Annotated in this window: 12 protein-coding genes; 7 read left to right on the top strand and 5 right to left on the bottom strand. The window is 73.5% G+C overall.

Annotation, left to right across the window (positions count from 1 at the left end):
• Nucleotides 1-181: 181 nt before the first annotated feature.
• Together ACIO5D_RS09160 and ACIO5D_RS09165 are read right to left on the bottom strand one after the other, a co-directional pair.
• Nucleotides 182-976 (bottom strand): ABC transporter ATP-binding protein, encoded by a 795-nt coding sequence (locus tag ACIO5D_RS09160; protein ID WP_363604507.1) that lies wholly within the window; start codon nt 974-976, stop codon nt 182-184.
• A 33-nt stretch (nt 977-1,009) separates the two neighbouring features.
• On the bottom strand, nt 1,010-2,038 hold the full coding sequence (locus ACIO5D_RS09165) for an ABC transporter substrate-binding protein (protein ID WP_400649883.1): 1,029 nt from the start codon (nt 2,036-2,038) through the stop codon (nt 1,010-1,012).
• A 131-nt stretch (nt 2,039-2,169) separates the two neighbouring features.
• Between ACIO5D_RS09165 and fhuB the strand changes: the two genes are divergently transcribed.
• The 7 genes from fhuB (at nt 2,170) to ACIO5D_RS09200 (ending at nt 8,441) form a co-directional block, all read left to right on the top strand.
• Nucleotides 2,170-4,344 (top strand): Fe(3+)-hydroxamate ABC transporter permease FhuB, encoded by a 2,175-nt coding sequence (gene fhuB, locus ACIO5D_RS09170; RefSeq protein WP_400794474.1) that lies wholly within the window; start codon nt 2,170-2,172, stop codon nt 4,342-4,344.
• Between the two features lie 18 nt (nt 4,345-4,362).
• A complete protein-coding gene (fes, locus tag ACIO5D_RS09175; protein ID WP_400794476.1) occupies nt 4,363-5,571 on the top strand; it encodes an enterochelin esterase in 1,209 nt (402 codons plus the stop codon).
• A gap of 92 nt (nt 5,572-5,663) precedes the next feature.
• On the top strand, nt 5,664-5,852 hold the full coding sequence (locus tag ACIO5D_RS09180; protein ID WP_400794478.1) for a DUF397 domain-containing protein: 189 nt from the start codon (nt 5,664-5,666) through the stop codon (nt 5,850-5,852).
• Between the two features lie 274 nt (nt 5,853-6,126).
• Entirely contained in the window at nt 6,127-6,939 is an 813-nt protein-coding gene (locus ACIO5D_RS09185; protein WP_400794480.1) for a Scr1 family TA system antitoxin-like transcriptional regulator, read from the top strand.
• A complete protein-coding gene (locus tag ACIO5D_RS09190; protein WP_400794482.1) occupies nt 6,936-7,124 on the top strand; it encodes a DUF397 domain-containing protein in 189 nt (62 codons plus the stop codon). The genes ACIO5D_RS09185 and ACIO5D_RS09190 overlap by 4 nt, the downstream gene beginning before the upstream one ends.
• Before the next feature lie 73 nt (nt 7,125-7,197).
• The gene (locus ACIO5D_RS09195) at nt 7,198-7,386 is read left to right on the top strand and encodes a DUF397 domain-containing protein (protein ID WP_400794484.1); all 189 of its coding nucleotides are present in this window, start codon (nt 7,198-7,200) and stop codon (nt 7,384-7,386) included.
• Nucleotides 7,380-8,441, top strand: a complete 1,062-nt coding sequence (locus ACIO5D_RS09200) for an NAD(P)H-dependent glycerol-3-phosphate dehydrogenase (RefSeq protein ID WP_400794486.1) — start codon at nt 7,380-7,382, stop codon at nt 8,439-8,441. Before ACIO5D_RS09195 ends, ACIO5D_RS09200 begins: the two co-directional genes overlap by 7 nt.
• On the opposite strand, the gene ACIO5D_RS09205 is transcribed toward ACIO5D_RS09200, so the two are convergent.
• From ACIO5D_RS09205 to lanKC, 3 genes are all read right to left on the bottom strand, one after another.
• Nucleotides 8,442-10,229: an ABC transporter ATP-binding protein gene (locus ACIO5D_RS09205; protein WP_400649904.1), complete on the bottom strand. Its 1,788-nt coding sequence runs from the start codon at nt 10,227-10,229 to the stop codon at nt 8,442-8,444.
• A gap of 214 nt (nt 10,230-10,443) precedes the next feature.
• Entirely contained in the window at nt 10,444-10,581 is a 138-nt protein-coding gene (locus ACIO5D_RS09210; protein ID WP_363604491.1) for a SapB/AmfS family lanthipeptide, read from the bottom strand.
• A gap of 102 nt (nt 10,582-10,683) precedes the next feature.
• Nucleotides 10,684-13,278, bottom strand: coding sequence for a class III lanthionine synthetase LanKC (gene lanKC, locus ACIO5D_RS09215; protein ID WP_400794488.1), 2,595 nt, complete (start codon nt 13,276-13,278; stop codon nt 10,684-10,686).
• Between the last annotated feature and the right edge of the window lie 236 nt (nt 13,279-13,514).

Consider the following 13,514-nt stretch of genomic DNA (forward strand, 5'->3'; position numbering starts at 1 on the left):
CGGAGGATGCTCGGAACAGCGGAACCCGGGACAGGACCAGGCCCTCGGTGATACGCCCGGAACGTGGCCTCACGCCTCCAAGATCTCCCCACTGCCCTTTTGGGTTCACCTTGGCCAGACCCCCCGTACGCACGACCGGCCCGGTCCGGTGCAAACCGGACCGGGCCCCGCCGCGCTCCGCTCAGCCCGCGACCGCCCGTGTCCCCGCGCGGGGGACGATCACCGGCGCGCCGTCGCCGGGGGCGGGCAGCACATCGCTGTCGATGTCGTACAGCGCCCGGACCAGCGGCGCGTCCACCACCTCGCGGGGCGGCCCGCAGGCGACCACGGCGCCGTCGCGCAGGGCGACCACCAGGTCGGCGTAGCGGGCGGCCGCCGCGAGGTCGTGCAGCACCATGACGACGGTCCGCCCGTCGGCCGCCACCTGCCGTACCAGTTCCAGCACTTCGACCGCGTGCCCGAGGTCGAGCGCGCTGGTGGGCTCGTCCAGCAGGACGACCGGGGCGTCCTGCGCCAGCACCATGGCCAGCCAGCAGCGCTGCCGCTGGCCACCGGAGAGGCGGTCCAGCCGGCGGTCGGCGAACGCCTCGACGCCGGTGGCCCGGAGCGCCTCGGCGGTCAGCCGTTCGTCGTCCGCCGACCACTGCCGGAACAGGCCCTGGTGCGGGTGGCGGCCGTAGCGGACCAGCCCGGCGACGGTGACCGCCTCCGGCGCCTGCGGGCTCTGCGGGAGCAGCGCCACCCGGTGCGCGGCCTGCCGGGGGCGCAGCCGCCAGATGTCCTCGCCGCCGACCAGCACCCGCCCGGCGTCCGGCCGGTGCAGCCGGGCGATCGAGCGCAGCAGGGTGGACTTGCCGCACCCGTTCGGGCCGACGATGGCCACCACCTGCCCGGCGGGCACGGTGAGGTCGACGCCGCTGAGCACCGGGCGCCCCGCGCCGTAGCCGGCCGCGAGCCCCTGGACCGCCAATTCCATCTGCCAGTTCCTTCGGTCGGGCCGGGTGGCGGCTCAGGAGGCGGTGAGCGCCTTGGTGATGTCGCCGATGACGACGTCGGCGGCGAGCGGGCCGCCGCGGGTGGACCAGACCGAACCGTCCACGGTGACGGTGTGGTTGTTCTTCACCGCGCCCAACTCCTGGTAGGCGGGCTTGGACTGGACGTCCTTCAGCGCGGCCTTGCCGTCGTCGGTGAGGGTGGAGAGGAACAGCCAGTCGCCGTCGATCTCGTTGATCTTCTCCAGGCTGAGCGCCGGGGTGTGCGCGTTGCCGTCCTTGTCCTGCGCCTTCGGGCGGGTCAGGCCCATGTCGAGGGCGACGCCGCTGGCGAACTGCTTCTTCTCCATCCAGCTGGGGCCGGTGGGGTTCCAGCGGACGATGGAGACCGCGGCCCCCTTGTTGGCGCCCAGTTCGCCGCCGGCCTTGGCGGCCTTGGCGTCGTAGTCGGCGATGACCTTGTTGGCCTGGTCCAGCTTGTTGACGGCGTTGCCGATGCCGCGGAAGGAGAGCTTCCAGTCGTCGGTGGGGGCCATGGTGACGACCGTGGCGGGGGTGATCTGGCGCAGCTGCTTGAGCATCTGCTCGTCCTGCATGTCGCCGGCCAGGATCAGGTCGGGCTTGGCGGCGATCACCTTGTCCATGACGGGCTGGAGCAGGTTGCCGACCACGGTGATGCCCTGGACCTTGTCCTTGAGGTAGGCGGGCGGCTCGTTGAGGCCCTGGCCGTTGGTGATGCCGACCGGCTTGACGCCGAGGGCGAGCACCGCGTCCAGGTCCTCCTGGGTGAGGGTGACGATCCGCTGCGGGTCGGCGGGGATCTCGACGGCGGTGCCGGTGGCGTCCTTGACGGTGCGCTTGCCGCCGGCGGCGCCCGAACCGCCCGCGGCGTCGGCCGCCGGGGTGCCGGACGAGGAGGCCGAGGCCTTGTCGGAGGAGCCCGACGAGCCGCAGCCGGTGAGCAGGAGCGCGACCGCCCCGGTGGCGGCCAGCGCCTGGACCGCCCGGCGGCGGGCGGGGTGGAGCGGGCTCTGGGCAGTCGGCATGGGTGCCTCCGGGCAGCGGTGGTACGGAAGTTGAGAGGTGTCCCGGGGGCCTCGGGGCGACAGCCGGGTGAGGTCGGCGGTCGACGCCGGGCACCCCCGGGACGGAACATCCATTAGGTTAGCCTTACCTTATGACATTGTCGCAAGTGGGTACCGCCGACGCGGCCCGCACCGGCCCCGACGCCCCCGCCCCCAAGCCCGGCCGCGACCACCGCCATTGGCCCGCCGCCGCGGCGGCCGGGGCCGTCGTCGTCGCCCTGCTCACCCTGACCGCGCTCTCGCTCTCGGTCGGCGCGGGCGAGGTCGGCCCCGGCCAGGTGCTCGACTACCTGCTCGGCCGGCACGGCGCCCGCAGCGACAGCCGTCTCGCCCTGGTCGTCGGCGACCTGCGCCTCCCGCGCACCCTCACCGCGCTGCTGGTAGGCGCCGCGCTCGGCGTCGCCGGCGCCCAACTCCAGTCCGTCACCCGCAATCCGCTCGCCGAGACCGGACTGCTCGGCGTCAACGCGGGCGCCTCGCTCGGCGTCGTCCTCGGCATCGCCGTCCTCGGTGTGCAGACCTCCTACGGCTACCTGGCCTTCGCCTTCGGCGGCGCCGTCCTCGCCAGCGCCGTCGTGCTGCTCATCGCGGGCGGCCGGGGCGGCGGCTCCCCGATGCGCCTGGTGCTCGGCGGCTCCGCCGTCGGCGCCACCTTCGGCGGGCTCACCGGCGTCCTGATCGTCAACTCCCCCGAGGCGTACGACCGGTACCGGGTCTGGGTGCTCGGCTCGCTCGCCGGCGTGGAGGGCTGGACGATGCTGCGTCAGCTCGCCCCGGTACTCGGCGCCGGCTTCCTGGTCGCCCTGCTCACCACCCGGCCGCTGGCCGCGCTCGCCCTCGGCGACGACCTCGCGCGCGGCCTCGGCCACCGGCCCAACGCGACCCGCGCGGCCGTCGCCGTGGCCGTCACCCTGCTCACCGCCTCCGCGGTGGCCCTGGCCGGCCCGGTCTCCTTCCTCGGCCTGCTCGCCGGGTTCCTCGCCCGCGCCGTCGCCGGGCCCCGGGTCGGCCGGCTCACCCTGTTCGCGGGCCTGGTCGGCGCGGCCGTGCTGACCGGCGCCGACGTCCTGGCGCGGGTGGTCGCCCGGCCGTTCGAGGCCCCGGTCTCGGTGATCGTCGCGCTGATCGGCGCACCGACGCTGATCGCCATCGTGCGCTCCCGCCGGATGGCCGCGCTCGGCATGACCGACACCGCGCCCGGCGAATCCGGCACCGCACGCGAGGAGACCGCCACCGAGAAGCCCGATCTGGTGCTGCGGCGCGGCGCGCTCTCGCTGCTGCTCCCCCGCCGGGCGCTGCTCGCCGCGGCCGGTCTGGCCACCGCCCTCCTCGCCGCCGTGGTCGTCGCCGCGCACGCCGGGCAGAGCGAACTCGGCCTCGGCCCCACCTTCCAGGCCGTCTTCGGCTACGGCGACCGGCTGGACGTCCTGCTGGTGCAGAAGTTCCGGCTCGGCCGGATCGTCGCCGGCATCGCCGCCGGGGCCGCCCTCGGCCTGGCCGGCTGCCTCACCCAGACGCTCGCCCGCAACCGCCTCGCCACCCCCGAACTGCTCGGTGTCAACGACGGCGCCACCGCCGCCGTGCTCATCTCCGTCTCGGTCACCGCCTCCGGCACCTTCGGCGCCTGGTGGGCCGGCCCGCTCGGCGCGCTCGTCGCCGTCCTGGTGGTCACCCTGGTCTCCGGCGGGCTCGGCGCGCGCGGCTACCGGGTGCTGGTCGTCGGCCTCGCCATGTCGGCGCTCGCCTCCGCCGTCATCCAGGTGGCGATGGCCCGCCGCTCGCTCAACTCGGCCGGGTCGCTGTACGTCTGGACCTCCGGCAGCCTCAACGGCCGGGACTACGCGGTGGCCACACCGGTGCTGATCGGGCTCGCGGTGCTGGTACCGCTCGCCCTGGTCGTCGCCCGCCGGCTCGCCGTGCTGCGCTTCGACGACAACGTCGCCTCCTCGCTCGGCGTCGACCCGGGCCGGGTGCGCCTGGTCTGCCTGCTGCTGGCGGTCGCGCTGGCCGGACTCGCCGTCGGCGTCTGCGGACCGGTCGGCTTCGTCGCCCTCGCCGCGCCCGCGATCGCCGGGCGACTCGCCGGGCCGTCCCGCGTCCCGGTACTCGGCTCGGCCCTGGTCGGCGCCGTCCTGATCGTCCTCGCCGACACCCTCGGCCGGGTACTGATCGACGGCGTGGAGATCCCCGTCGGCATCGTCACCACCGTCCTCGGCGGCCCGTTCCTGCTCTGGGTCCTGCTCGGCCACAAGGGCAACCCCGCCTAGCCCCTTTGGAGTTACCGCATGCAGAGTGAACCGACCGCACCCGGTGGCGACTTCCTCGCCCGGCTGGCCACCGAAGGCTCCCCGCTGATCGGGCCCGACCCGGACGACCCGGCGTACCGGCTCGTCACCTTCGTCCACCGCGACGACCCGGACACCCCCTCCGACGGCGTCCTCGCCCTGGTCCACACCGTCACCGACAAGGACCGCCACGCGGGCGACCTCACCCCGCACCTGATGGCGCGTCAGCCCGAAGGGCACTGGGCGCTCACCTACCGGCTGCGCGCCGACCACCGGGCCTCCTACCAGTTCTACCCGGTCCGCGGCACCACCCCCGGCACCACGCGCGCCGACTGGCTCCGCGTCCTCGACGGCGCCCGGCCCGACCCGCTCGCCCGGGGTCCACTGCTTCCCGCCCGGGACGGCCGCCACCCGTCGTCGGTGCTCAGCCTGCCGGACGCACCCGCGCAGCCGTACGCTCAACGGCGCGACGGCGTCCCGCGCGGGCGGACGGTCACCGCCGAGGCGGCCGGCCGCCGGGTGGACGTCCACCTCCCGGCCGGACACGACCCGGCCCACGGGCCCTACCCCGTCGCCGTACTGCTGGACGGCGAGATGTGGGGCGAGGTGCTGTCCGTCGGCGACACCTTCGACAACCTCACCGCCGACGGCCGCATCCCGCCGGCCGTCGCCCTGCTGGTCCACACCATGGGCCCCGGCCGCCCCGCCGACCTGAGCTGCAACCCGGACTTCGTGGACCTCCTCGCCGACCAGGTGCTGCCGTGGGCCACCGAGTTGTACGGCACCACCTCGTCCCCGGACGCCACCGTGATCGCCGGCCAGAGCGCGGGCGGCCTCACCGCCGCCTTCGCCGCCTTCCGCCGCCCCGAACGGTTCGGCAACGCGCTCTCCCAGTCCGGCTCCTTCTGGTGGCCGGACGGCACCGAGTTCGACGAGGGCAGCGAGTGGCTGACCCGCCAGTTCGCGGCGGGTGATCGCCGCCCGGCCCGGTTCTACGTCGAGGTCGGCCTCCAGGAGTGGATGCTGCTCCCCCAGAACCGCCACCTGCGGGACGTGCTGACCGCCCGCGGCTACGCACTGGAGTACCGCGAGTTCAACGGCGGCCACGACTACGCCTGCTGGCGCGGCGGCCTGGCCGACGGACTGGCACACCTGCTGGGCCCGGACGGTGCGGCGGGCGTGTCCCCCACCGGAGCGCCCTCCTGCTAGCGGCAGGGAGGGGAGGGCGGCCGATACTGCCGCCGGGTTCGACAACGCCTGAAGCGGAAGGCTGTTCACATCGACACGTTGATGGAGGAACAATGACCACCGAACTGACCTGGTTCAAGTCCAGCCACAGCGGAAGCGAGGGCGGCGCCTGCGTCGAGGTCGCCGTCACCCCCGCGACCATCCACGTCCGGGACTCCAAGGACCGGGCCGGCACCCAACTCGCCTTCTCCCCCACCGCCTGGGCCGACTTCGTCGCCTTCACCGCCCGGCACCAGCAGTAATCTCCGGGGCCGCACGGACTCGCCCCCCTGTCGGGCGGATGGCCGTCGCCATCCGCCCCACAGAGGGTCACCTCAAGCCAGGGGCAACGGCCTTCGGACAGGCCGGGCGCGCCCCAGCCCGCCTGCCTCAGCCTCTGCCACACCGTCGGATTCGTGTCAGCACGAGCTCGGAAATCACCCGCACAGGGGGTTTCGGCCAAATCCGCACCCCTTCCAGGCCGACGCCGAAGTAGCCTCGGGTGCCAGGCCAGTACGAGGACCCGGGGGGTCAGCGATGAGCGAATCTTCCACCACGCCGCCTCCCATGTCGTGGCGGTACTGCGGCAACCAGATCAAGCTCTGGCGCACCCACGCCGGAGTCAGCCGCGAGGACTTGGCCAAGGAGGCCGGGTACGTCGTCGAGAGCCTCCGCTCGATGGAGGCCGGCCGCAGACGCCCGTCGAGACATCTGCTCGACATCGCCGACCAGATGTGCGGAGCGAAGGGCATCCTGGCGGCGGGAGAGGAGTACCTGAAGCCGGAAAAGTACCCGTCGTTCGCCGAGGACTACATGCGGTACGAGGCCGAGGCGGTGGTCATCAACTGGTACGAGACTCAACTCATCCCCGGTCTACTCCAGACCGAGGAAACCGTGAGAGCGCTCCTCAATGCCAACTGGCCGCCACTCGACGACGAAACAGTGGAAGAGCGTCTTGCGGCCCGGCTGGAACGTCAAACGCTGTTGAGGACTCAGACCAAGTCCTTCAACTTTTTGATCGGAGAGGCAGCACTGCGCAGCCAGCTCAGTACTCCGGAAGCACTCAGGGCGCAACTGCGGCACCTGTTGACCGTCGGGTCAGCACGCCACGTCACCGTGCAGGTGGTTCCTAACAAGGGGGCACATCCCGGCTTGAACGGACCCTTCATCCTGCTGGACACCTCGGAGCACCAGCGGCTCGCTTACGAGGAGGGACAAGCGATGGGCCTGCTCCATTCCGATCCTGGCAGAGTGAGCCTACTCAGCCAGCGTCATGAAATGATCCTCCGGCAGGCCCTCAACCCCGAGGAGTCGGCCACGTTCATCGGCAAGCTGGCGGAGGATCAATGAGCACCGAACTGACCTGGTTCAAGTCCAGCCACAGCGGGACCGAAGGCGGCGCCTGCGTCGAGGTCGCCGTCACCCCCGCGACCGTCCACGTCCGGGACTCCAAGGACCAGACCGGCCCACAGCTCACCTTCTCCCCCACCGCCTGGGCCGACTTCATCGCCTTCACCGCCCAGCACCAGCAGTAACCTCCGGGCCCACACAAACTCACGCCCCCTCCGAGGAACTGGCACGGTTCATCAACACGTAGGTGGAGGATCAATGAGCACCGAACTGACCTGGTTCAAGTCCAGCCACAGCAGCACCGGCGGTGGCGAGTGCATCGAGGTCGCCGTCACCCCCGCGACCATCCACGTCCGGGACTCCAAGGACCAGACCGGCCCACAACTCGCCTTCTCCCCCACCGCCTGGGCCGACTTCGTCGCCTTCACCACGCGGAAAGGATGGTGACGACGGCGGCAGTGCTCTCGGCGGGCTCCTGGGGCACCGTGTTCGCGTCCGTGCTCGCCGACGCCGGCACCGACGTCACCCTCCACGCCCGGCGCGCCGAGATCGCCGACGCGATCAACGAGCGCCACCAGAACCCCGTCTACCTGCCGGGCATCGACCTGCCCAAACAGTTGAGGGCCACCACCGACGTCGAGCGCGCCCTGGCCGGCGCCGACTACGTGGTGGTGTCGGTGCCGGCGCAGGCCATGCGCGCCAACCTCGCCACCTGGGTGCCGCTGCTCGGCCCGGGCACCGTGCTGGTCAGCCTCATGAAGGGCATCGAGCTCGACTCCGGGATGCGGATGAGCGAGGTCATCGCCGAGGTCGCCGGCGTCGGCCCGGAGCGCGTCGCGGTGGTCAGCGGGCCCAACCTGGCCCGGGAGATCGCCAACCGGCAGCCCGCCGCGAGCGTGGTCGCCTGCGCCGACGAACCGGTTGCCAAGCGCCTCCAGGCGGCCTGCCGCACCCCGTACTTCCGCCCCTACACCAACCCCGACGTCATCGGCTGCGAGTTCGGCGGCGCGGCGAAGAACGTCATCGCCCTCGCGGTCGGCATCGCGGTCGGCATGGGGCTCGGTGACAACGCGCAGTCCCTGCTCATCACCCGGGGCCTGGCGGAGACCTCCCGGCTCGGCGCCACGCTCGGCGCCGACCCGCGCACCTTCTCCGGTCTGGCCGGCATGGGCGATCTGGTCGCCACCTGCTCCTCCCCGCTGTCGCGCAACCGCTCCTTCGGCGAACGCCTCGGCCGCGGACAGTCCGTCACCGGGGCGGCTGCCGCGATCAGCCAGACCTCCGAGGGCGTCAAAACGTCCGAGGCGATCCTCGGCCTCGCCCGCCGCCACGGCGTGGAGATGCCCATCACCGAGGCCGTCGTCCAGTTCCTCCGGGGCGAGGTCAGCCTCACCGAGGCCACCGCCCTGCTGATGGAGCGGCCCACCAAGCCGGAACGGCACGCCCGCACTGTGTTGCGTAACGTCACGGAGACTCCGGAGAGCTACTTGTCTTTGCCGTAGCTATGCGAGCGCGGGGCCGGCACCAGCAGTAGCCTCCGGGGCGGACTGGCTGGCGACCAGGTCCCGATACGGGGTGCAGCGGGCCAGGAGGGTGGCGTGGCCGCCGGCGTCGATCACGGTGCCGCGGCTCATCATGATCACGTGGTGGGCGTGCTGGACGGTGGAGAGGCGGTGGGCGACCACGATCACCGCGCGGGTCTTCGCCAGTTCCGCCACGATGGCGCGGAAGCGCTGCTCGTTGAGCCCGTCCAGCTGGCTGGTGGGCTCGTCCAGCAGGACGATGTCGGCCTCGGAGAGCAGCGCGCGGGCCAGCGCCATCCGCTGGCGCTGACCCCCCGACAGATCCGACTCGCGGCCCAGCAGGGTGTCGAGGCCCTGCGGGAGGCGGGCGATGTCCTCGGTGAGCCCGACGGCGTCCAGTGCGGCCACCAGGTCGCCCTCGTCGACGGGCCGGGCCCGGCCGAGTTGCAGGTTCTCCCGGACGGTGGCCTCCAGCAGGGTGAACGCCTGGTCGACGTAGGCGATGCGGGCGCGCAGCGCGTCCAGCGGCCAGTGCCGGGCGTCGTGGCCCAGGACGGTGATCGAGCCCGCGGAGGGCCGGATGAAACGGTCGATGAGTGAGAGCGTGGTGCTCTTGCCGGCTCCCGAGGGGCCCACGACGGCGGTCAGTCCGGTCCGGGCGGTGGTGAAGGAGATCCCGCGCAGCGCGGCGTCACCCGACCCGGTGTGGGTGTAGGAGACGGCGCGGAAGACCACGGACGGCGCGTCCGGCAGCGGGGTGGGGGCGGCCGGTCCGGGGTCCCGGGGATCGGTCTCCGGGGCGAGGCACAGCAGTTCGTTGCAGCGGTCCCGGGCGGCCAGCCCGGCCTGGAGCCGGCCGAAGCCGGTGGCCAGGGTGCTCACCGAGGGGACGGTCTGGAGGAGGTAGAGCAGGAACGCGGCGAACGCCGCCACCTGGAGGTCCCCGGCCGCCAGCCGGGCGCCGCCGGTGAGGATCACGGCGATCATCGCCAGCTGGTTGCCGAGCGTCAGCACCGCCGGGATCAGGGCGCCGAGGCGGGCGCCCTCCAGGGAGACGGCCCGCAGCCGCTCGGCGTCCGCCGCCAGGGCCCTGGCTGCCACCGGTTCGGCCCGGTACGCCTTGATGGTGGTGAGCGCCTCCAGGTCGGCCGTGAAGCGCTGGGCGATCCGGCCGACCGCGTCCTGCTGACCGGTCACGTTGGCCTTCATCCGGCGCAGGATCAGCAGGACCAGGACGGTCAGCACGGCGAGGGCGACGACCGTGGCCAGGGTGAGGACCCAGTCGATCCAGACCATCACGAGCAGCGTCGAGGCGACGGTCAGTGCGGCCAGCGGAAGCTGGGTGGCCACCTCGACCACCTGGCGCAGCAGCAGCGCGTCCGAGGTGATCCGGGCGGCGAGCTCCCCGGTGCCCTGGGCCCGGACCACGGCCAGCGGCAGCCGCAGCGTGTGCTCCATGAGGCGGATCCGCAGGCGGTACGTCATCCGCTCGCCGATCCGGGCCAGCAGGAAGCCCGACAGCGCCTGGGTGAGGGCTCCGGCGACGGCGGCCACGCACATCATCAGCACGTCGGCGCCGAGCGGCCGGTGGCCGGAGAAGTCGGTGATGATCTTCCGGACCAGCAGCGGGAGGGCCAGGGCGGCGGCGGTGGCGGCCAGGGCGAGCAGGAGTGCGCAGACGAGTCGGCCGGGCTCGGCGGTGAGTTCGCGGCGCAGCCGTACCCGGCCCGGCGCGCGGCGGTCGGTGCGGGGGGTCCGGTCGGCCACGGGCAACCTCTCTGCTGGTTCGGCGGTGTCGCGCGGGCGGACGGGCGGCGGTACCGGCACCGGCTGCGCACGAACAGACAAGCGGCGGCACCGACGACCGCGCGGACCGGGCCGGAACGGCTGGGTGCCGCTCCGGCCCGGTGGCCGGCCGGGCCCGTGGTGACGGCCCGGCCGGCTCCGCCGTGCTGCCCGCCCTACCGGGCGGCGGTACGACTCAGAGACAGAGCAGGGTGCTGACGGTGCTGGCACCGCAGTTGAGCACGCTCAGCGAGCTGGTGTTCGCGAGGGCGTCGTCGATCGGGGCCGCCTCGGTCTCGGGCAGTTCCATGGTCTGGAGGTCGAGGATCGCCATGACTGGTCTCCTTCACTTCGGGGTTGATCGCCCGGCCGGCGGCCGGGAGTCGGTGGGGGGCGCGGGGCCCGCGCCCGGGGCGGACAGGCCGCGAGGGGCCCGTCAGCCGGGGGTGGTGGTGGTCGGCGGGGTGGCGCCCGGCCCGCCGGTCCAGGGGAGGAAGGGCGTCCCGGCCAGCGCCGTGCCCAGGGCCAGCAGCACCCCGGCGGAGCCGGTGGCGAGGTCCGCCGAGAGCCGCAGCAGCTGGTCGCCGGGGAAGGCGAGCCGGCCCCGATAGGGGACCTGATGCAGGGTCAGCAGCGCCCGCTGGCGGCCCAGCAGGGCTGTCGCCTCCGCTTCGTCGGCGCGCCGTCGGGTGACGGCCAGGTAGCCGAGCAGCCCCGCCCGCCCGTTGAACAGGCCCGGCTGGATGACGAATTCGGGTTCGGCGGCCCGGCGGATCGGCCGTTCCCGGTCGGCCGAGGGGCTGTCGGGGCGGTGGGCCAGCAGGGCGTCCAGCGCGAGGCCGATGCCGGCGCTGCCGGTCTCGAGGTACGGCAGCACCCGGCGGCCGTCGACGACCTGGAGGGTGCCGTCGGCGATGCTCGCGCACCGGTCGAGGTCGAGCTCCAGCAGGGTCTCGGCCTGGTCGAGCAGGGCGGTCTCACCGGTCCGCTCGTACAGGCGGACCAGGGCGAGCGCGGTGCCGGAGGCGCCGGCCAGCAGGCCCGCCCGGCGGCGGGGGTCGCCGCGGCCGGTCTTCTCCAGGGCGTCGGCCGAGGCCCTGGCGAGGGCCAGCGCCTCGTCCAGCAGCCGCGGTTCACCGGTGGCACCGGCGAAGTGCAGGAGCGTCAGGGCGATGCCGGGCGCCCCGCCGGCCAGGCCGGGGCCGGGTTCGTCCGCCGAGGCCTCGGTGAGGCGCCGCAGCAGCCCGAGGGCCGCTTCCCGCTCGCCGAGCAGGTCCAGGACGTAGGCCACACCGTGGGTGCCGGAGTACAGGCCGGCCGTGGCCGGGCGGGTCCGGGCGGCGCGGGCCAGCCACCGGACGTGCTCGGGGTCGACACCGGCACCGGTGGCGTGCAGGGCGTAGAGGACGCCGGCCGCGCCGTGGGCGAGGCCCAGGCCGCCGTGGGTGAACTGGGCGACGTCGCCGGGGAACAGCCGGTCCGCGCGCTCGGGGGTGGCCATCGCCGCGATACCGGCGGCCAGCGAGTCCCTGATCCCCGGCCAGTCGGCCTCCGGCGCGGCGAGCAGCGCCCTGGCCTCGGCCCGGTGCCCGCCCAGCTCGGGCCGGCCGGTGCGGCCGTCGGACGGGGCGGAGCCGAGCAGCCGGCGGATCTCGTCGGTGTAGCCGGGGGGCACCGGGAAGCGGCGCTCGATGGCGTCGGCGAGTTCGCCGGCCTTGCCCGGGTCGAGGGCGAGCAGCTGCGCCAGCGGCAGGAAGAGCCAGAGCCGGATCGCGGCCAGCCCGTACCGGTCGATCTGCGTCCCGGTGTGTCCCGGCGGCGCGGTGAAGCCGGCCGCGCCCAGCGCCGGGCGGACGAAGTCCTCGACGGTGCTGGCGAGTTCGAAGTCGATGAAGCAGAGGTCGCCGTCCGGCCGGATGATCAGGTTGCGCGGGTGGAGGTCGCCGAAGACCACCCCGCGGGCGTGGATCGCCGCCAGGGCCTCTTCGATCCGGTCCACGATCCCGAGCGCCTCGCGGGTGTACTCGGCGACCGAGGCCTCGTCGGCGTCCGGGTGGATCAGCGGGTAGCGGGCGGTCAGCCACTCGCTGAGGGACCGGCCCTCGACGAACTCCTGGACCAGGAACTCGTGTTCCCAGGCCGTCAGCAGCCCGTGCTGCGCGGGGACGCCGGGGACGCCCGCCAGCCGGAGCAGGATGTCGTGCTCGTTGCGCAGCCTGGTCACGGCGTCGACCCCGCGCTGGTCCAGGCCGGCGTACGGCCGGGCCTCCTTCAGCACCACCTGCGGCCCGTCGGCCCCGTCCCGGGCCAGGTAGACGCCCCCCGCGTTGGAGAAGTGCAGGACGCGCTCCACGGTGTACGGGAGCCCGGTGTCCTGCTGCGCCGCCCGTTCCGCCACGGCCGGTGCGATGCAGGCGGGCACCGGAGCCCAGGCGGGGACGGCGAACCCGGCGCCGCGGACGTCGGGCACCAGCCGTCCGTCCGGGCCGGCGAGGGCGAGCACCCGTTCCCCGGTGTCGTTGCGGCAGTAGCGCTCCGCGAACCCGCCGTACCTCAGGTAGAGCGGCCCCTCACCCCAGCGGAGGTCGCTGAGGATGTACGGCCCCCGGCGTCCGGCCAGCAGCCGGCCGAGGCCGTCGAGACATCGCTCCAGCTCGGCGTCGTCCACCGGGTAGAGCGTGCAGAACTTCCCGCTGGCGCCGCGCGCCGCGTATTTGGAGTTCTGCACCTGGAGGATGGGCAGGCCGCGCAGGAACTTGAACGTGATGCGCTCCCGCAGGCAGTACGCGTGGACCTCCTCCAGCACCTCCTCGGCGGTTTCGAGGCACGACGACACATGGATCTTCCAGCCCTGGAAGGGCAGTTGGACGTCCACCGGCCGCACCACGGTCCAGAGCTCCAGATCGCCGCGTTCCCACCCGGTGGGCAGCGGCCGTCCGACGGCGGCGAACTCCTCGTGCGCGCCCCAGCGCCGGGGCGAGTCGTAGAAGAGCGGGTCGGCAAAGGCGTAGGCCTCGTACCGGTTGTCCAACGGAAACCCTCCTCGGAGCGGGGTGCGCGAGTGGGTCGGCAGCGGAGCCGACATCCGTCACGGCCCGGGATGGCAGGGGTCGTCGGCGGATCAGTGACAGTGAGCCGGAGAAACCCGGCTGCAATGTGACTATCCGAATATGGGGGTGCTGGAGTTTACGCGCAACGGCGCGGACCCGGCCATTCCAACGGCCCGCACGCCCCCCGCTCAGCCGTGCGCCCATGAGTACGCCGGGG

The sequence above is a fragment of the Kitasatospora sp. NPDC087315 genome (genome assembly GCF_044744345.1).
In the GTDB taxonomy this organism is placed as follows: Bacteria; Actinomycetota; Actinomycetes; order Streptomycetales; family Streptomycetaceae; genus Kitasatospora.

Coding starts and splice junctions, on each gene's coding strand:
- ACIO5D_RS09160 (WP_363604507.1), bottom strand. CDS start 976: ATGGAATTGGCGGTCCAGGGGCTCGCGGCCGGCTACGGCGCGGGGCGC.
- ACIO5D_RS09165 (WP_400649883.1), bottom strand. CDS start 2,038: ATGCCGACTGCCCAGAGCCCGCTCCACCCCGCCCGCCGCCGGGCGGTC.
- fhuB (WP_400794474.1), top strand. CDS start 2,170: ATGACATTGTCGCAAGTGGGTACCGCCGACGCGGCCCGCACCGGCCCC.
- fes (WP_400794476.1), top strand. CDS start 4,363: ATGCAGAGTGAACCGACCGCACCCGGTGGCGACTTCCTCGCCCGGCTG.
- ACIO5D_RS09180 (WP_400794478.1), top strand. CDS start 5,664: ATGACCACCGAACTGACCTGGTTCAAGTCCAGCCACAGCGGAAGCGAG.
- ACIO5D_RS09185 (WP_400794480.1), top strand. CDS start 6,127: ATGAGCGAATCTTCCACCACGCCGCCTCCCATGTCGTGGCGGTACTGC.
- ACIO5D_RS09190 (WP_400794482.1), top strand. CDS start 6,936: ATGAGCACCGAACTGACCTGGTTCAAGTCCAGCCACAGCGGGACCGAA.
- ACIO5D_RS09195 (WP_400794484.1), top strand. CDS start 7,198: ATGAGCACCGAACTGACCTGGTTCAAGTCCAGCCACAGCAGCACCGGC.
- ACIO5D_RS09200 (WP_400794486.1), top strand. CDS start 7,380: ATGGTGACGACGGCGGCAGTGCTCTCGGCGGGCTCCTGGGGCACCGTG.
- ACIO5D_RS09210 (WP_363604491.1), bottom strand. CDS start 10,581: ATGGCGATCCTCGACCTCCAGACCATGGAACTGCCCGAGACCGAGGCG.